This window comes from Streptomyces sp. NPDC090442 (assembly GCF_044769405.1).
In the GTDB taxonomy this organism is placed as follows: domain Bacteria; phylum Actinomycetota; class Actinomycetes; order Streptomycetales; family Streptomycetaceae; genus Streptomyces.
On record NZ_JBIVXW010000002.1, the window covers coordinates 191,722 to 208,275 of the forward strand.

The window sequence follows — 16,554 nt, forward strand, 5'->3', positions numbered from 1 at the left end:
TCGACGGAAGGCGGTCGCCACGCCGGCCGCCACCGGCGCCCCACGGCCCCGCGAACAGGAGGAACAGCCGTCATGACCACCGCGATCGACGGGCCCGTCGTCGAGCTGGAGATCGGCGGGATGACCTGCGCCTCGTGCGCGGCCCGCGTCGAGAAGAAGCTCAACCGCATGGACGGGGTCACCGCCGCCGTCAACTACGCCACCGAGAGGGCGCAGGTGACGCTCGCGGAGGGCAGCGGCGTGGCGACCGCCGACCTGATCGCCACCGTGGAGCGGACCGGCTACACCGCCGCCGTCCCCGAGCCGCCCGCCCCGGAGCCGTCCGCCGAGGACGCCGGCGACGGCCCGGCCCCGGCGGACGACGGCCCGCTCGCCGCCCTCCGGCAGCGCCTCGCGGTCTCCCTGGCGCTCGCCGTCCCGGTGGTCCTGATGGCGATGGTCCCCGCGCTCCAGTTCACCAACTGGCAGTGGCTCTCGCTGACTTTGACCGCACCCGTGGTGGTGTACGGGGCGTGGCCCTTCCACCGCGCCGCCTGGACCAACCTCCGGCACGGCGCGGCCACCATGGACACCCTGATCTCCCTGGGCACCCTCGCCGCCTTCGGCTGGTCGCTGTGGGCGCTGTTCTTCGGGACGGCGGGCACGCCCGGGATGACCCACCCCTTCGCGCTGACGCTGGCCCGTACGGACGGCGGCGACGCCCTCTACCTGGAGACCGCGGCCGGCGTCACCGCCTTCATCCTGGCCGGCCGCTACTTCGAGGCCCGCGCCAAGCGCCGGGCCGGCGCCGCGCTGCGCGCCCTGCTTCGGCTGGGCGCCAAGGACGTCGCCGTCCTCCGGGCCGGCCGCGAGGTGCGCGTCCCGGTGGGTCAACTGGCCGTCGGCGACCGCTTCGTGGTCCGCCCCGGGGAGAAGATCGCCACCGACGGGCGGGTGGAGGAGGGCTCCTCCGCCGTGGACGCCTCGATGCTGACCGGGGAGTCGGTGCCCGTGGAGGTGGCCCCCGGCGACACCGTCACCGGCGCCACCGTCAACGCCGGCGGCCGGCTGGTCGTCGAGGCCACCCGGATCGGCGCGGACACCCAACTCGCCCGCATGGCCAAGCTGGTGACGGACGCGCAGAACGGCAAGGCGGCGGCCCAGCGGCTCGCCGACAGGATCTCCGCGGTCTTCGTCCCGGTCGTCATCGCGCTCGCCCTGGGCACCCTCGGCGGCTGGCTCGCCACCGGGCACGGCGCGGTGGCCGCCTTCACCGCGGCGGTCGCGGTGCTGATCATCGCCTGCCCGTGCGCGCTGGGCCTGGCGACCCCGACGGCGCTGATGGTCGGCACCGGCCGCGGCGCCCAGCTCGGCATCCTCCTCAAGGGCCCGGAAGTCCTGGAGACCACCCGCACCGTCGACACCGTCGTCCTGGACAAGACCGGCACCGTCACCACCGGCGCGATGGCCCTGACCGACGTGCACCTGGCCGACGGCGTGACCCGCGCGCAGGCGCTGCGGCTGGCCGGCGCGCTGGAGCACTCCTCCGAGCACCCCATCGCCCGGGCCGTCGCCGGCGCCGCCCAGGAGGCCGAGCCCACCGGCGCCCTCCCGGTGCCCGAGGACTTCGCCGGCGTCCCCGGCCTCGGCGTCCGCGGCACCGTCGAGGGGCACGCCGTCCTCGTCGGCCGGGAGCGGCTGCTGGCCGACCACGGCCAGCCGCTGCCGCCCGCGCTGGCCGCCGCCAAGGACGCGGCCGAACGGGCCGGGCGCACCGCGGTCGCGGTCGGCTGGGACGGTGCCGCCCGCGCCGTACTGGTGGTCTCCGACGCGGTCCGGCCCACCAGCGCCGAGGCGGTCCGCCGCCTGCGCGCCCTGGGGCTGACCCCGGTCCTGCTGACCGGCGACCACCGCGCGGTCGCCGAGTCGGTCGCCGCGGAGGTCGGCATCGACGAGGTGATCGCCGAGGTGCTGCCCGAGGACAAGGTCGCCGTCGTCGAGCGCCTCCAGGCCGAGGGCCGCTCGGTCGCCATGGTCGGCGACGGCGTGAACGACGCGGCCGCGCTGGCCACCGCCGACCTCGGCCTGGCGATGGGCACCGGCACCGACGCCGCCATCGAGGCCGGCGACCTCACCCTGGTCCGCGGCGACCTGCGCACCGCGGCGGACGCCATCCGGCTGGCCCGAGCCACCCTCGGCACCATCCGCACCAACCTCTTCTGGGCGTTCGGCTACAACGTCGCCGCGCTGCCGCTGGCCGCCGCCGGGCTGCTCAACCCGATGATCGCCGGCGCCGCGATGGCCTGCTCCTCGGTCTTCGTCGTCGGCAACAGCCTCCGCCTGCGGCGCTTTCGCGCGCTGCGCTGACGCCGGCCCGTCGCCCGCCGGCCCCGGTCGCATACCGCTGCCCCGGGGCCGGCGGGCGTCGGAAGCCTCCAGTTCTCGCCGCCGAACGTTGGCGGTTCGCACAGCCGTCCCCCGCCGCCGAACGGCGAGACTGTCCGGGTACCACCCGCTCCACGTACCCCAGGGGACCTCATGACCGGGTCGCGCATCTTGGCCCTCGGCCATTACCAGCCCTCCCGCGTGCTCACCAACGACGACCTCGCCGAGAGGGTCGACACCGACGACGCCTGGATCCGCAGCCGCGTCGGCATCCGCACCCGGCACGTCGCGGCGCCGGACGAGACCGTGGACGCGATGGCCGCCGCGGCGGCCGCGAAGGCGCTGGCCACCGCGGGCCTCGCCGCCGCGGACATCGACCTGGTCCTGGTCGCCACCTGCACCGCGGTGGACCGCAGCCCCAACACCGCGGCCCGGGTCGCGGCCCGCCTGGGCCTGGCCTCCCCCGCCACGATGGACCTCAACGTGGTCTGCGCCGGCTTCACCCACGCCCTGGCCACCGCCGACCACGCCATCCGGGCCGGCTCGGCGACCCGCGCCCTGGTCATCGGCGCGGAGAAGTTCACCGACGTCGTCGACTGGACCGACCGCTCCACCTGCGTCCTGGTCGGGGACGGCGCCGCCGCCGCGGTGGTCACCACCGCCGACGCACCCGGCATCAGCCCGGTCCTGTGGGGCTCGGTCCCGCAGATGGGCAACGCGGTCCGCATCGAGGGCGACCCGCCCCGCTTCGCCCAGGAGGGCCAGACCGTCTACCGCTGGGCCACCACCCAACTCCCCGCCATCGCCCGCCAGGTGTGCGACCGGGCCGGCGTCCGCCCCGAGGACCTCGCCGGCGTCGTCCTCCACCAGGCCAACCTGCGGATCATCGAGCCGGTCGCGGAGCGGATCGGCGCGGTCAACGCGGTCGTCGCCCGGGACGTCGTCGACTCCGGCAACACCTCCGCCGCCTCGGTCCCGCTCGCCCTGTCCAAGCTGGTGGAACGCCGCGAGATCCCCTCCGGCGCCCCCGTCCTGCTGTTCGCCTTCGGCGGCAACCTCTCCTACGCGGGCCAGGTCGTCACCAGCCCCTGACGCCGGCCGGCCACCCGGTGGCCGGCCCCGTCCGCCTCACCCGGTGCGGCTCATTCGGCGTCCTGAGGGTGCTCCTCCAGGTACATCACGCCGCAGGTGCGGCAGAACGGCTGCGCCTCGCTCGTTCCCCACTTGCCGGCCGATTGGGTGGCGGCGGCCGGAGCCAGCGGCTGCCCGCACATCGCGGTCGTCGCGCCCACCCGGGTCATGTGCCACTTCCTGACCGGCGTGTCCTCGTGCGGCAGCACGCCCTCCGCATACTCAGCGCGCATCTCATGCTCCATGGCAGGTGCACCTCCTACCGCCCACCATGCGCCGCCGCCCCCGACCCCACAACGCCAGGGCCGGGGCCGGGGCCGGGCGCCCGCGCGCCGGCCGCCGGCTAGAAGACCGACCAGCCGGTCAGCGTCGTGAACTGGTCCAGCGCCGCCATCCCGGCCACCGAGTTCCCCCGCGCGTCCAGCCCGGGGCTCCACACGCACAGCGTGCACCGCCCCGGCACCACGGCCACGATGCCGCCGCCCACGCCGCTCTTCGCCGGCAGCCCGACCCGGTAGGCGAACTCGCCCGCCGCGTCGTACGTCCCGCAGGTCAGCATCACCGCGTTGATCCGCTTGGCCTCGCGCGCCTCCAGCAGCCGGCTACCGTCGGCCCGCAGCCCGTGCCGGGCCAGGAACCCGCCGGCCACCGCCAGGTCCCGGCACGTCATCTCCATCGAGCACTGCCAGAAGTAGTGCTCGATCACGCTCGGCACCGGGTTCTCCAGGTTCCCGAACGACGCCATGAAGTGGGCCAGCGCCGCGTTCCGGTCCCCGTGGTCGGCCTCGGAGCCGGCCACCGCCTGGTCGAACGCCAACTCCGGGTTCCCGCTCTCGGCCTGGAGGAACTCCAGCATCGAGGTGCTCGCATCGCCCGTCATGGTCAGCAGCCGGTCGGTCACCACCAGCGCGCCCGCGTTGATGAAAGGATTCCTCGGAATCCCGTTCTCCCACTCCAGCTGCACCAGGGAGTTGAACGGCGTCCCCGAGGGCTCCCGCCCGACCCGCTGCCAGATGTCGTCGTGACCGTGCGACCCGGCCATCACCAGCGCCAGCGAGAACGCCTTGGAGATCGACTGCACCGAGAACGGGACCTCCCAGTCGCCGGTCCCGTACACCTCGCCGTTGATGTCGGCTACCGCGATCCCGAACTGGTCCGGGGACACCTTCGCCAACGCCGGAATGTAGTCGGCGACGTGCCCGCGCCCCACGAACGGCCTCGCATAGGCCGCTACCTCCTCAAGAACGGCCTGGTAGTCCATACCGGACACGCTAACCCGCCCACAGGAGCGCCCCCATCGGAGCCCCCCGTCAACGCCCTCCGGCGCCCGCCCGTTCGGGACCCGGGTCGGGTGCGCCGACCGGGTCACCCGTGTCGCGCGCCGCGTCCACATACCCCAGCCTGGCACGGGAACCGCACGGCCCTCCCCGCCGTTGATCCCGTAACGAATCCGACACCGAGTCGGGCCCACCGACCCGTACGCCCAGGGAGGCAGCAATGTCAGGGTTTCTCGACCGCGCCAAGGAGCAGGCCAAGCAGGGGCTGGCGCAAGGCCGGCAGAAGGTCGACGAGTTGCAGCAGCAGCGCGCCGGCAACGACCTGCTGAGGAAGCTGGGCGCGGCCTACTACGCCGAGCGCCGCGGCAGCGGCACCCCCGAGGCCACCCAGAGCGCCCTGTCGGCCCTCGAAGCCCACATCAGCGCGCACGGCGACGGCTTCCTGCACGACTGACGCCCGCCGCACCGCACCCCCGTCCCCTCCTCCCTCCCCGCTCCCGTGACCCGCTCCTCCCCCGCGCCCCAGGCGCTCCGTCCCCGCCTCCCCTCACCCCTCCAGCCCGTCGACGACGAGCCGTTCGCCCGCCACGGCGTCCGCCTCGTCCTCAAGCGGGACGACCTCATACACCCCGCCCTCCCGGGCAACAAGTGGCGCAAGTTGGCGCCCAACCTGCGCGCCGCCGCCGAGGCGGGCGACCGCGCGCTGCTCACCTTCGGGGGCGCGTACTCCAACCACCTGCGCGCCACGGCCGCGGCCGGCCGGCTCCTGGGGTTCGACACCCTCGGCGTGGTCCGCGGCGACGAGTTGGCCCACGCCCCGCTCAACTGGTCCCTGGCCCGCTGCGCCGCCGACGGGATGCGCCTGCACTTCGTCGACCGCGCCACCTACCGCCGCAAGACCGACCCGGACGTCCTGGCCGCCCTCCGGGAGGGTTTCGGCGCCTTCCGCCTCATACCGGAGGGCGGCAGCAACCCCCTTGCCGCGCAGGGCTGTACGGAGCTGGGCCGGGAGCTGCGCGGGCAGGCCGACACGGTCGCGGTGGCGTGCGGGACCGGCGGCACCCTGGCCGGGCTCGCCGCCGGCCTCGGGCCCGGGCAGCGCGCGCTGGGCGTCCCGGTCCTCAAGGGCGGCAGCCCGCACTTCCTGCACGAGACGGTCGCGGACCTCCAGCGCGCGGCCTTCGGCGGGCCGCGCGGCGACTGGACGCTGGCGGAGGGCTTCGACTTCGGCGGTTACGCCCGGCGCACCCCCGAACTCGACGCGTTCGCCGAGGCGTTCGAGGAGCGGCACGGCCTGCCCGTCGAGCGGGTCTACGTGGCCAAGCTGCTGTTCGCGCTGACGGCCCTGGTCGAGCGGGGGGCCTTCCCCACCGGCAGCACCGTCGTCGCCGTCGTCACCGGGACCGGGTAGCCGCCCCGCCGCCCACGGGACGGGTCACGAGGCGCCCTCCCGGTAGGCCGCCGCCTCCTCCAGGTCCAGCCGGCGCAGCAGCGTCCGCATCATCTCGTCGTCGATGCGCCGCGCGTCCCGCAGTTCGACGAAGACCCGCCGCTCGGCGTCGATCATCTCCCTGGCCAGCCGCCGGTAGGTGTCGTCGGCGGACTCCCCGGTCACCTCGTTCACCGCGCCCAGTCGCTCCCACACCGCGTTGCGGCGCCGCTCCAGGACCATGCGCAGCCGGTCGACGAGCGGCCCCGGCAGGGCGTTGCGCTCGTCCTGGAGCAGGGCGTCGAGGCGGGCCTCGGCGGCCCGGGACGCCTCGCTCTGGGCCTGTGCCTCGGCCAACGTCTCGGCCTGGGCGTCGCGGCCCGGCAGCCGCAGCGCCCGGATCAGCGGCGGCAGCGTCAGCCCCTGGACGACCAGGGTGGCGATGACGGTGGTGAAGGTCAGGAAGAGCACGAGGTTGCGGGCCGGGAAGGGGCCGCCGGCCTGCACCGTCGCGGGGATGGAGAAGGCGATGGCCAGCGAGACCACCCCGCGCATCCCGGCCCAGCCGACGATGACCGGTGCCCGCCAGGTGGTGTCCGGTTCCCGGGTCCTGATCCGGGCCGAGAGCAGCCGCGGCAGGTACGTGGCGGGGAAGACCCACAGGAAGCGCGCCAGCACCACCACGGCGAACACCACCGCCGCGTAGCCGAGCGCCTGCGTGGTGCTGAACTTCCCCAGCCCCCGCAGCACGACCGGCAGTTGGAGCCCGATCAGCGCGAAGACCGCGGACTCCAGCACGAAGGAGACCATCTTCCAGACCGCCTCCTCCTGGAGCCGGGTCTCGAAGTCCACCTGCCAGGAGCGGTGGCCCAGGTAGAGACCGACCACCACGACGGCCAACACCCCGGAGGCCCCGACCTGTTCGGCGGCGGCGTACGCGGTGAACGGGATGAGCAGCGAGAGGGTGTTCTCCAGGAGCGCCGAATCCCGCAGCCGGCAGCGGAGCCAGTGCAGCGGCACCATCAGGACGACGCCGACGCCGATGCCCCCGAGGGAGGCCACGGCGAACTCCTTCAGACCGGCGCCCCAGGTGGCGCTCACCCCCACGGCGGCGGCCAGCGCCACCTTGTACGCGGTGATCGCGGTGGCGTCGTTGACCAGCGACTCGCCCTGGAGGATCGTCGTGATCCGGTGCGGCAGCCCCAGCCGGCGGGCGATCGCGGTGGCCGCGACGGCGTCCGGCGGGGCGACGACGGCGCCCAGGACGAGCGCGGCGGTCAGCGGCAGGTCCGGCACGAGCAGGTACGCCGCGTACCCGACGGCCAGCGTCGCGAACAGCACGTAGCCGACCGAGAGCAGCGCCACCGGCCGGAGGTTGGCCCGCAGGTCCAGGTAGGAGCTGTCCAGCGCGGCGGTGTGCAGCAACGGGGGCAGCAGCAGCGGCAGGACGACGTGCGGGTCGAGGGTGTAGTCCGGGACGCCGGGGATGAACGCGACGCCGAGCCCCGCGGTGACCAACAGCAGCGGCGCCGGCACCGGCGTCCTCCGCGCCAGACCGGCGATCCCCGCGCTGCCCGCGACCAGCAGCAACAGCGGCATCACGTTCACGACCGCACCGTCCCCACGCTCCCCCGCCGGCCGTCCCGGCGATCTAACCTGGCCATCATGAGCGAGTGCACGCACGTTCCCGAACTGCCGCGCGCCGAGCCGGCGCCGCTGAGCGAGACCTGCCTGGAGTGCCTGGCCGCGGGCAGCCACCCGGTGCAGTTGCGGCTCTGCCTGGTCTGCGGGCACGTCGGCTGCTGCGACTCCTCCCCGTACCGGCACGCCACCGGCCACTACGAGGAGACCGGTCACGCGGTGATGCGGTCGTTCGAGCCGGGCGCGTCCTGGCGGTGGTGCTTCGTGGACGAGGCGCTGGTCTGAGGCCCGCCGGCGGCCGGTGGCGGGTACCGCCGCGGGGCTCCTCGGGGGCCCGGTCTAGCCTTGCCGCATGATCCGCGCAGCGACCCCCGACGACGTCCCCGTCATCCTCGCCATGATCGGCGAACTGGCCGCCTACGAACGCACTCCCGAGTCCGCGCAGGCCACCGAACCCCAGTTGAAGGAGGCGCTGTTCGGCTCGCAGCCGGCGGCCTTCGCACTGATCGCCGAGGACGCCGGCGAGCCGGTCGGCTTCGCCCTGTGGTTCCGGAACTTCTCGACCTGGACGGGCACGCACGGTGTCTATCTGGAGGACCTGTACGTGCGCCCCGAGGCGCGCGGCGGCGGCCACGGCAAGGCACTGTTGGCGGCCCTCGCACGCATCTGCGTGGAGCGCGGCTACCAGCGTTTCGAGTGGTCGGTCCTGGATTGGAACGAACCGTCCATCGGTTTTTACCGGTCCATCGGCGCCCGGCCCATGGACGAATGGACGGTCTTCCGGCTCACTGGAGATGCGCTCCAGTCGCTCGCGGAGACCGCGCCCGCCAACGGAGCGTAATCGGCCTCGATTTGACGACCCCGACCCCTACCACTGTCCGTGCCTGAAGTTTTACACTCTGTAACAGAAGCGCCGTCGGCGAGCCGGCCGTCGCCGTCCGGACGGGTGCCCTGCTCCTTCCGGGCGACACCGGCCCGCGGATCGCGATAGCGTCACAGCCGAACCACGAGCCGCGCCGATCGTTCTCCCGTCGGGAGGGCCACCGGCACGGATACCCCGCAAGAACGTGAAGCACGCCAACCGCTGGTGCTTCCGCACGCATTCCAGCTTTACCAGCTTGTGCCACCTTGGAGGTGAGGGTGTCCCAGATCGCAGGCGAGCCCGGGACTCAGGACTTCGTGGAAGTCCGTCTGCCCGCTGCGGGTGCCTACCTGTCAGTGCTGCGTACCGCCACGGCCGGTCTCGCAGCCCGCTTGGACTTCACCCTCGACGAAATCGAGGATCTGCGCATCGCGGTGGACGAGGCCTGCGCGATCCTGCTGCAACAGGCCGTCCCCGGCAGCGTGCTGAGCTGCGTCTTCCGGCTCATCGACGACGCGCTGCAGGTGACGGTCTCGGCCCCGACGACCGACGGCCGCGCTCCCGAGCGCGACACCTTCGCCTGGACGGTGCTCTCCGCACTGGCCGGCAAGGTCGACTCCAGCGTTGCCGAGGACCGTACGGTCACCATCAGTCTGTACAAGGAGCGCGGCGCCGGTCCCGGACCGTCATGACCGAACAGGGGGCCCCGTGAAAGATGTCGAACGCGGCGCGAGGATGGCGGCGGGCGCGGTCATCCCCGGGCAGCACGCCCGGCCGCATCCGGTGGGTGGGGACGACCACGGCGTCCGGTTGGACGCGGCGGAGCAGGCAGAGCGGGCGGACCACATGGACCACAGCGAGCAGCAGGACCGGCAGGCCGACCGGCAGGATCCGCCGGCCGCCGGCGACCGGCCTCAGGAGCGGCAGTCCCCGGGGCCGGGGGATCCGCACGACCGCGGCGGCGCCCGCGCGCTCTTCTACGAGCTGCGCGAGCTCCCCGCCGGCTCCCCGGAGCGCGCGGAGCTGCGCAACACCCTCGTGCGGATGCACCTGCCGCTGGTCGAGCACCTGGCCCGGCGGTTCCGCAACCGCGGTGAGCCGCTCGACGACCTGACCCAGGTCGCCACGATCGGTCTGATCAAGTCGGTGGACCGGTTCGACCCGGAGCGCGGCGTGGAGTTCTCCACGTACGCCACGCCCACCGTCGTCGGCGAGATCAAGCGGCACTTCCGCGACAAGGGTTGGGCGGTCCGCGTCCCGCGCCGGCTCCAGGAGCTGCGGCTGTCGCTGACCACCGCGACCGCCGAGCTGTCCCAGCGGCACGGCCGCGCGCCCACGGTCCACGAGTTGGCCGAGCACCTGGGGATCTCCGAGGAGGAGGTCCTGGAGGGCCTGGAGTCGGCGAACGCGTACAGCACCCTCTCGCTGGACGTCCCGGACACCGACGACGAGTCCCCGGCGGTCGCCGACACCCTCGGCGCGGAGGACGAGGCGCTGGAGGGCGTGGAGTACCGCGAGTCCCTCAAGCCGCTGCTGGAGGACCTCCCGCCGCGCGAGAAGAAGATCCTGCTGCTGCGGTTCTTCGGCAACATGACCCAGTCGCAGATCGCCCAGGAGGTCGGCATCTCCCAGATGCACGTCTCCCGTCTGCTGGCCCGCACCCTGGCCCAACTCCGCGACAAGCTCCTGGTGGAGGAGTAGCCCCGCTCACCCCTCCCCGTCGCGCTCCCCGACCCGTCCCCCGCCGCCGACACCGCCCCGGCGTCCCACCGTGGGGCGCGGCACGGGAATACCACCCCGCCCCCGCACCGTTGTGGCCCCGCAGGGGGTGGCGACGTCCCCTACGGGATCCGTTCGCCCCTCCCCTACGGGGCCACTCGCGCGTTCACGGCGCACCCGTCCACGGGGCCATCTACGCGCTCTCCGGCCGTCGTTGGGCCTACGGCGTCTCCCGCGGGCCGATGCCCAGCGCCGTGGTCGCCGTCGGGTTGACCAGCAGGACGAGCACGACCAGCGCCGCCACCGCCAGCGCGGCACCGCCGGCGATCAGCGCGCCGCCGCCCTTGACGAGCGTCCAGGCGACCGGCAGGGCCACGATCTGGGTGATCAGCGAGGGCCCCCGGCTCCACCGGCGCCGGAGCCACAGACCGCGCGCGGCGACCAGCGGGAGCAGCGCAAGCGCCAGGATGGTCACCCCGCCCATCTCCGCCTGCTGCGGGCTGTCGGGCGCCCCGACCAGCCCGTTGATCAGCATGTAGGCGCCGAGGGCGGCCAGCGCCAGCCCCTCGACGGCGGTGAGCGCCGCGGCGGCGCTCAGCCGGGCGGGACGCGGGCCCTCCGGCTCGGACACCGCGGGGGCGCCGGCGGCTCGCTTCGGGGACTGCTTCTGCTGACTGGTCACCCCAGCAGGGTAGCGCCGGGCCATGGCCGGACCGCCGGTCGCCCGGAGCGTGGACGGGAGTGAGGCCGGTACCGGCAGGTAGGTACGCTGCTGCATATGCGCGCACTTCTCGTGGTCAATCCCGCAGCAACCACCACCAGTGCCCGCACCCGTGAGGTACTCACCCACGCACTGGCCAGCGACCTCAAGCTGGAGGTCGCCGAGACGCGGTACCGCGGACACGCCCGCGACCTGGCCCGGGAGGCCGCCGAGGGCGGGGAGACCGACCTGGTGGTGGCGCTCGGCGGCGACGGCACGGTCAACGAGGTCGTCAACGGCCTGCTGACCACCGGCCCCGACCCGGACTCGCACCCCCGGCTCGCGGTGGTCCCCGGCGGCTCCACCAACGTCTTCGCCCGCGCCCTGGGCCTCCCCAACGACGTCGTGGAGGCCACCGGCGCCCTGCTGGACGCGCTGCGCGACAAGAGCGAGCGCACGGTCGGGCTGGGCCTCGCCGCGGGCACCGTCGGCAGCCCGGACGAGGGGGTGCCGGCCCGGTGGTTCACCTTCTGCGCCGGCTTCGGCTTCGACGCGGGCGTGGTCGGCCGGGTCGAGCAGCAGCGCGAGCGCGGCAAGCGGTCCACCCACTCCCTCTACGTGCGCCAGGTCGTCCGGCAGTTCCTTGGCGAGGCCAACCGCCGGCAGGGCGCCATCACGCTCGAACGACCGGGCGCGGAGCCGGGCACCACGGAGGTCACCGAGAACCTCGCGATGTCGATAATCTGCAACACCGCGCCCTGGTCGTACCTGGGCAACCGCCCGATCTACCCCTCCCCCGAGGCGTCCTTCGACACCGCCCTGGACCTCTTCGCGCTGGACAAGTTCTCGGTGCCGGCGGTGACCCGTTACGGCTCCCAACTCCTGGCCTCCACGCCGGATCGCGGCCCACGCGGCAAGCACGTCCTCTCGCTCCACGACCTCACCGACTTCACCTTGCATTCGCAGGTTCCCCTGCCGTTTCAGATGGACGGTGACCATCTGGGACTGCGGACGAGTGTGACGTTCACAGGCGTACGCCGTGCACTGCGTGTGATTGTGTGAGCAGTAGGGCCTAAAGTCCTTTCACTCGAACGTTTAGACTGGCCTCCACCCCCTGGAATGACGGCTGTGAGCTAGGCGACACCAAGGAATCAAAAAAAAGTTTCCGGAAGGGGTTGTATCCGCAGCCGAGGTTTGCGAGTCTCTTCATGGCGATCGGGACGGCCGCTTTACCGGCCCCCTTGAGAGCCCGAATCCTCCTCCTCATTCCACAGGACCGCACCAGTCCTCGACTGGCTTTCGGCCCTTCCCTTGTGGAGGGATTCGTGAAAGCGTTCACATTCACAAGCAACGTTCCCGTCACACGAGGAGATGGAGCAGCCATGGACTGGCGTCACCGCGCCGTTTGCCGCGAAGAAGACCCCGAGCTCTTCTTCCCCATCGGCAACACCGGTCCCGCGCTGCTGCAGATCGAGGAAGCCAAGGCCGTCTGCCGCCGCTGCCCCGTCATGGAGCAGTGCCTGCAGTGGGCGCTTGAGTCCGGCCAGGACTCGGGCGTCTGGGGTGGTCTGAGCGAGGACGAGCGCCGCGCCATGAAGCGCCGTGCGGCTCGTAACCGGGCGCGTAACGCCAGCGCCTGAGCCGACCTTCCCGTGGCCCCCGAGCCGCAGCGCGCAGTACCTTCGATGCTCGCCCGGAGTTGAAGACCCGGTCGATACCGCATCACCACAGCTTTGAGCCCCGGACCGGGATCGGTCCGGGGCTTGTTGCTGTGCCGGGGGCGGAGGCGAGCGGCAGCCCGCGCGCCCGCTGCTCAGTGCTTCTTGTCGGCCCGCACGGGGATGTCGAGGAGCACCTGGGTACCGCCCTCGGGTCGGCGGACCATGTCGAACGTTCCGCCCAACTCCCCCTCCACCAGGGTCCGTACGATCTGCAACCCCAGGTTTCCGGCGCGCTGCGGATCGAAACCCTCCGGCAGTCCGCGGCCGTTGTCCTGGACGGTGACCAGCAGTCGGGGCTCGGTGCGGCTGCCGCCGCGCACCGCGGCGACCTCGACGGCGCCGTGCTGCACCTGCTCGAAGGCGTGTTCCAGGGCGTTTTGGAGCACCTCGGTGAGCACCATCGACAGCGGGGTGGCCACCTCGGCGTCCAGGATGCCGAAGCGTCCGGTGCGGCGGGTGGCCACCTTTCCGGGCGCGATCTCCGCGACCATGGCCAGCACCCGGTCGGCGATCTCGTCGAACTCCACCCGCTCGTCGAGGGTCTGGGAGAGCGTCTCGTGCACGATCGCGATCGAACCGACCCTGCGCACCGCCTCGTTGAGGGCCTCGCGGCCCTGCTCGGAATCCATCCGGCGGGACTGCAGCCGCAACAGGGCGGCCACGGTCTGGAGGTTGTTTTTCACCCGGTGGTGGATTTCCCGGATGGTGGCGTCCTTGGTGATCAGTTCCCGTTCGCGGCGCCGGAGTTCGGTGACGTCGCGCAGCAGGACGAGCGAACCGATGTGCGTCCCTTTGGGCTTGAGGGGAATGGCCCGCAGTTGGATCACCCCGTCGTTGCCCTCGACCTCGAATTCCCGCGGCGCCCAGCCGCTGGCCAGTTTGACCAGCGCCTCGTCCACCGGGCCGCGGGCCGGGGCCAGTTCGGCGGTGGCCTGGCCGAGGTGGTGGCCCACGAGGTCGGCGGCGAGGCCGAGGCGGTGGTAGGCGGAGAGCGCGTTGGGGCTGGCGTACTGGACGACGCCTTCGGCGTCGAGCCGGATCAGCCCGTCGCCGGCGCGCGGCGAGGCGTCCATGTCGACCTGCTGGCCGGGGAAGGGAAACGTTCCGGCGGCGATCATCTGGGCCAGGTCGGAGGCGCTCTGGAGGTAGGTCAACTCCAGCCGGCTGGGCGTCCGTACGGTCAGCAGGTTGGTGTTCCGGGCGATCACCCCGAGGACCCGGCCCTCGCGGCGGACCGGGATGGACTCCACCCGGACCGGCACCTCCTCGCGCCACTCGGGGTCGCCCTCGCGCACGATGCGGCCCTCGTCCAACGCGGAGTCCAGCATCGGGCGACGGCCCCGGGGGACGAGGTGGCCGACCATGTCGTCCTGATAGGAGGTCGGTCCGGTGTTGGGGCGCATCTGGGCGACCGACACATAGCGGGTGCCGTCGAGGGTGGGGACCCACAGGACGAGGTCGGCGAAGGAGAGGTCGGAGAGCAACTGCCACTCCGAGACCAGCAAGTGGAGCCACTCCAGGTCGGAATCGCTCAGAGCGGTGTGCTGGCGTACGAGATCGTTCATCGAGGGCACACCTCGGAGCCTACCGGCGTACGGTATGTGTTGTGCCTGCACGGGCATGGACAGAGAAGAATGGTCTAGTCCAGAATGTGCGGTGCGGCACACCGGGGCGAAGCCCCGAACCGCTGGAACCTCCGCTCCCCCCGCACAGGAGGGCGGACCGAGGCCCACGGCGCTCTCTGCCCTGACTGCGCCCGGGCCTCCGATCGACCGGTCCCGGGACGGGGCCGTGCCCCCTACCGCACAGGGGGTACCAACCGCCCGCACTACGGGGTCGGCCGATGTCAGCTCCGGGCTGCGGTGCCGGACAGGTTGAGGGTCCTGTCCCGGCGCCGCGGCCCGCGGGTGTTTTCGGGGGTCAGCGCCGGCCGGAGGAGTCCGCGCCGCTCGCCCCCCGGGCCCGATCCCCCTTCCCCGGCCAGGCGTTCATCGCCAGCGAGGCGACCGCCTCCAGCGTCGCGCGGTCCGTGCCGTCCCGGGCGGACTGCGACATCCCCGCGATGATCGCGCTCACGTACTCGGCGAGGGCGTGCGCGTCGGTGTCGGCGGGGAGTTCGCCGGCGGCGGCGTCCGCGCGGATCGCGCGCTCGATCTCCCGGACGTTCGACTGCCGCTTGTCGCGCAGGGACGCGGCGACCTCGGCGGAGGCGGGGGCGGTGTTGAGCGCGGCGCTGATGACCATGCAGCCGCGCGGGCGGTCCGGGACGGTGTACTCGACGGCGGCCTCGCGCAGGGCCCGTTCGACGCCGCGGCGGGCGGTCGGCTCCTCGGCCAGGGCACGGGAGATGAAGCCGCCGTACACCTCCCCGTACACCGCTATCGCCTCGTCGAACAGGGCCCGCTTGTCGCCGAAGGCGGCGTAGAGGCTGGGGGCGCTGATGCCCATCTCGCGGGTGAGGTCGGCGATGGACGTGGATTCGTAGCCGTACTCCCAGAAGGAGCGGATCGCCTTCTCCAAAGCCGTCTCCCGGTCGAAGGACCGGGGTCGGCCGCGCTGCTTGGTCTCCTTGGCCACCATGGAGTGAATTCTATAGCGGTCGCTAAGAAACGCGTGCTACGGTTTTTATGTAGCGAGCGATACAGAAATCGTTCGCGGACGCACAGGCGTGCGCGCCGAGGGGCGCGCGGGCGAACGAAGGGGAGGGGCTCGCGATGGGTGCACTCAGCGGCAGGACGGCACTGGTGACGGGCGGCGGCCGGGGCATCGGCCGCGCGATCTCGGAGCGACTGGGACGGGACGGCGCACGGGTCGGCGTGCACTACGGGAGCGACGAGACGGCGGCGAAGGAGACGGCCGCGGCGATCGAGGCGGCGGGCGGCGAGGCGTTCACGCTCCGCGCCGCACTGGGGGTGCCCGGGGACGCCGAGTCGCTGTGGACCGCGTTCGACGAGCAGGCGGACGGGCTGGACATCCTGGTCAACAACGCTGGAATCAACAAGGCGTTGGACGGCGCGCTGCACCCCTTCGGCGAGATGACCCGCGCCGATGTCGAGCGCCTCTTCGCGGTCAACGCCACCGCGCCGTACTTCGTCATCCAGGAGGGCCTGTCCCGACTGCGGGACGGCGGACGGATCGTCAACGTCTCCACCCGGCTGACGCACGGCGCGGCCAAGTCCGATCTGATCGCCTACGCGATGTCGAAGGGGCCGATCGACGTGCTGACCCGCTCGCTGGCGAAGGAGCTCGGCCCCCGCGGCATCACGGTCAACGCGGTGGCACCCGGCGCCGTCGACACGGACATGAACGCCGCCTGGCTGCGCGGCGGGGAGAACGCCGAGGCGCGCGCCGCGACCGGCGCGCTCTCCCCGCTGGGACGGGTGGCAAACGCCACCGATATCGCCGACATCATGGGGTTCCTCGCCTCGGGCGACAGTCGGTGGGTGACGGGCCAGTGGATAGACGCCACGGGCGGCGCCCTGCTGTGACCGCCCGGCGCCGCGCCACCCGACAGCGACCCGCTCCCCCACGCGCGGCTCGTACGCCCGCCGCCCCGTAGACCGGCCCCGCCCATCGGTGCGGCGATCGACCCACTCATCGGTGCGTCGCTCGGCCGACTTCATCGGTACGTCGATCGATACGTCGTCGACCTGCCGGCCGGCCACCGGATCGACGCATAACGGTCGGGAAAACGTGCCCCGTCGTTCAAC

At 72.9% G+C, this 16,554-nt stretch carries 17 protein-coding genes; 11 read left to right on the forward strand and 6 right to left on the reverse strand.

Annotation, left to right across the window (positions count from 1 at the left end):
• Nucleotides 1–72 precede the first annotated feature (72 nt).
• Nucleotides 73–2,346 carry a heavy metal translocating P-type ATPase gene (locus ACIQU6_RS02675; protein WP_403479804.1) on the forward strand — a complete coding sequence of 758 codons (2,274 nt, stop codon included), beginning with the start codon at nucleotides 73–75 and terminating at the stop codon, nucleotides 2,344–2,346.
• A gap of 171 nt (nucleotides 2,347–2,517) precedes the next feature.
• Entirely contained in the window at nucleotides 2,518–3,456 is a 939-nt protein-coding gene (locus ACIQU6_RS02680; protein ID WP_403479805.1) for a beta-ketoacyl-ACP synthase III, read from the forward strand.
• Nucleotides 3,457–3,506: 50 nt separating this feature from the next.
• Here ACIQU6_RS02680 and ACIQU6_RS02685 read toward each other — a convergent pair whose 3' ends face one another.
• Nucleotides 3,507–3,740: a hypothetical protein gene (locus tag ACIQU6_RS02685; protein WP_403479806.1), complete on the reverse strand. Its 234-nt coding sequence runs from the start codon at nucleotides 3,738–3,740 to the stop codon at nucleotides 3,507–3,509.
• Nucleotides 3,741–3,838: 98 nt separating this feature from the next.
• Complete coding sequence (locus tag ACIQU6_RS02690; RefSeq protein WP_403479807.1) at nucleotides 3,839–4,756, reverse strand: glutaminase; 918 nt, start codon at nucleotides 4,754–4,756, stop codon at nucleotides 3,839–3,841.
• 236 nt (nucleotides 4,757–4,992) lie between these two features.
• Between ACIQU6_RS02690 and ACIQU6_RS02695 the strand changes: the two genes are divergently transcribed.
• Nucleotides 4,993–5,226: a hypothetical protein gene (locus tag ACIQU6_RS02695; protein WP_403479808.1), complete on the forward strand. Its 234-nt coding sequence runs from the start codon at nucleotides 4,993–4,995 to the stop codon at nucleotides 5,224–5,226.
• Between the two features lie 45 nt (nucleotides 5,227–5,271).
• Nucleotides 5,272–6,183, forward strand: a complete 912-nt coding sequence (locus ACIQU6_RS02700; RefSeq protein WP_403479809.1) for a 1-aminocyclopropane-1-carboxylate deaminase/D-cysteine desulfhydrase — start codon at nucleotides 5,272–5,274, stop codon at nucleotides 6,181–6,183.
• 24 nt (nucleotides 6,184–6,207) lie between these two features.
• Here ACIQU6_RS02700 and ACIQU6_RS02705 read toward each other — a convergent pair whose 3' ends face one another.
• Complete coding sequence (locus ACIQU6_RS02705) at nucleotides 6,208–7,800, reverse strand: Na+/H+ antiporter (protein WP_403479936.1); 1,593 nt, start codon at nucleotides 7,798–7,800, stop codon at nucleotides 6,208–6,210.
• 66 nt (nucleotides 7,801–7,866) lie between these two features.
• Here ACIQU6_RS02705 and ACIQU6_RS02710 point away from each other — a divergent pair, with 66 nt between their 5' ends.
• The 4 genes from ACIQU6_RS02710 (at nucleotide 7,867) to ACIQU6_RS02725 (ending at nucleotide 10,405) form a co-directional block, all read left to right on the forward strand.
• On the forward strand, nucleotides 7,867–8,127 hold the full coding sequence (locus tag ACIQU6_RS02710) for a UBP-type zinc finger domain-containing protein (RefSeq protein ID WP_403479810.1): 261 nt from the start codon (nucleotides 7,867–7,869) through the stop codon (nucleotides 8,125–8,127).
• 67 nt (nucleotides 8,128–8,194) lie between these two features.
• A complete protein-coding gene (locus tag ACIQU6_RS02715; RefSeq protein WP_403479811.1) occupies nucleotides 8,195–8,683 on the forward strand; it encodes a GNAT family N-acetyltransferase in 489 nt (162 codons plus the stop codon).
• 299 nt (nucleotides 8,684–8,982) lie between these two features.
• A complete protein-coding gene (locus ACIQU6_RS02720) occupies nucleotides 8,983–9,396 on the forward strand; it encodes an anti-sigma regulatory factor (RefSeq protein WP_018536172.1) in 414 nt (137 codons plus the stop codon).
• Between the two features lie 43 nt (nucleotides 9,397–9,439).
• On the forward strand, nucleotides 9,440–10,405 hold the full coding sequence (locus tag ACIQU6_RS02725) for an RNA polymerase sigma factor SigF (RefSeq protein WP_403479937.1): 966 nt from the start codon (nucleotides 9,440–9,442) through the stop codon (nucleotides 10,403–10,405).
• Between the two features lie 238 nt (nucleotides 10,406–10,643).
• Here ACIQU6_RS02725 and ACIQU6_RS02730 read toward each other — a convergent pair whose 3' ends face one another.
• Nucleotides 10,644–11,105 (reverse strand): hypothetical protein, encoded by a 462-nt coding sequence (locus tag ACIQU6_RS02730; protein WP_403479812.1) that lies wholly within the window; start codon nucleotides 11,103–11,105, stop codon nucleotides 10,644–10,646.
• 96 nt (nucleotides 11,106–11,201) lie between these two features.
• Here ACIQU6_RS02730 and ACIQU6_RS02735 point away from each other — a divergent pair, with 96 nt between their 5' ends.
• Nucleotides 11,202–12,185: a diacylglycerol/lipid kinase family protein gene (locus ACIQU6_RS02735; protein ID WP_403479813.1), complete on the forward strand. Its 984-nt coding sequence runs from the start codon at nucleotides 11,202–11,204 to the stop codon at nucleotides 12,183–12,185.
• A gap of 320 nt (nucleotides 12,186–12,505) precedes the next feature.
• Entirely contained in the window at nucleotides 12,506–12,763 is a 258-nt protein-coding gene (locus ACIQU6_RS02740) for a WhiB family transcriptional regulator (protein ID WP_003983230.1), read from the forward strand.
• A gap of 173 nt (nucleotides 12,764–12,936) precedes the next feature.
• On the opposite strand, the gene ACIQU6_RS02745 is transcribed toward ACIQU6_RS02740, so the two are convergent.
• Together ACIQU6_RS02745 and ACIQU6_RS02750 are read right to left on the reverse strand one after the other, a co-directional pair.
• On the reverse strand, nucleotides 12,937–14,409 hold the full coding sequence (locus ACIQU6_RS02745) for a sensor histidine kinase (protein WP_376567656.1): 1,473 nt from the start codon (nucleotides 14,407–14,409) through the stop codon (nucleotides 12,937–12,939).
• Between the two features lie 355 nt (nucleotides 14,410–14,764).
• Nucleotides 14,765–15,424, reverse strand: coding sequence for a TetR/AcrR family transcriptional regulator (locus ACIQU6_RS02750; RefSeq protein ID WP_403479814.1), 660 nt, complete (start codon nucleotides 15,422–15,424; stop codon nucleotides 14,765–14,767).
• Nucleotides 15,425–15,558: 134 nt separating this feature from the next.
• On the opposite strand from ACIQU6_RS02750, the gene ACIQU6_RS02755 reads away from it, so the two are divergent.
• Entirely contained in the window at nucleotides 15,559–16,332 is a 774-nt protein-coding gene (locus ACIQU6_RS02755; protein ID WP_403479815.1) for an SDR family oxidoreductase, read from the forward strand.
• Nucleotides 16,333–16,554 lie beyond the last annotated feature (222 nt).

Coding starts and splice junctions, on each gene's coding strand:
- ACIQU6_RS02735 (WP_403479813.1), top strand. CDS start 11,202: ATGCGCGCACTTCTCGTGGTCAATCCCGCAGCAACCACCACCAGTGCC.
- ACIQU6_RS02755 (WP_403479815.1), top strand. CDS start 15,559: ATGGGTGCACTCAGCGGCAGGACGGCACTGGTGACGGGCGGCGGCCGG.
- ACIQU6_RS02750 (WP_403479814.1), bottom strand. CDS start 15,424: ATGGTGGCCAAGGAGACCAAGCAGCGCGGCCGACCCCGGTCCTTCGAC.
- ACIQU6_RS02710 (WP_403479810.1), top strand. CDS start 7,867: ATGAGCGAGTGCACGCACGTTCCCGAACTGCCGCGCGCCGAGCCGGCG.
- ACIQU6_RS02740 (WP_003983230.1), top strand. CDS start 12,506: ATGGACTGGCGTCACCGCGCCGTTTGCCGCGAAGAAGACCCCGAGCTC.
- ACIQU6_RS02725 (WP_403479937.1), top strand. CDS start 9,440: ATGGCGGCGGGCGCGGTCATCCCCGGGCAGCACGCCCGGCCGCATCCG.
- ACIQU6_RS02695 (WP_403479808.1), top strand. CDS start 4,993: ATGTCAGGGTTTCTCGACCGCGCCAAGGAGCAGGCCAAGCAGGGGCTG.
- ACIQU6_RS02690 (WP_403479807.1), bottom strand. CDS start 4,756: ATGGACTACCAGGCCGTTCTTGAGGAGGTAGCGGCCTATGCGAGGCCG.
- ACIQU6_RS02745 (WP_376567656.1), bottom strand. CDS start 14,409: ATGAACGATCTCGTACGCCAGCACACCGCTCTGAGCGATTCCGACCTG.
- ACIQU6_RS02675 (WP_403479804.1), top strand. CDS start 73: ATGACCACCGCGATCGACGGGCCCGTCGTCGAGCTGGAGATCGGCGGG.
- ACIQU6_RS02680 (WP_403479805.1), top strand. CDS start 2,518: ATGACCGGGTCGCGCATCTTGGCCCTCGGCCATTACCAGCCCTCCCGC.
- ACIQU6_RS02705 (WP_403479936.1), bottom strand. CDS start 7,800: ATGCCGCTGTTGCTGCTGGTCGCGGGCAGCGCGGGGATCGCCGGTCTG.
- ACIQU6_RS02685 (WP_403479806.1), bottom strand. CDS start 3,740: ATGGAGCATGAGATGCGCGCTGAGTATGCGGAGGGCGTGCTGCCGCAC.
- ACIQU6_RS02715 (WP_403479811.1), top strand. CDS start 8,195: ATGATCCGCGCAGCGACCCCCGACGACGTCCCCGTCATCCTCGCCATG.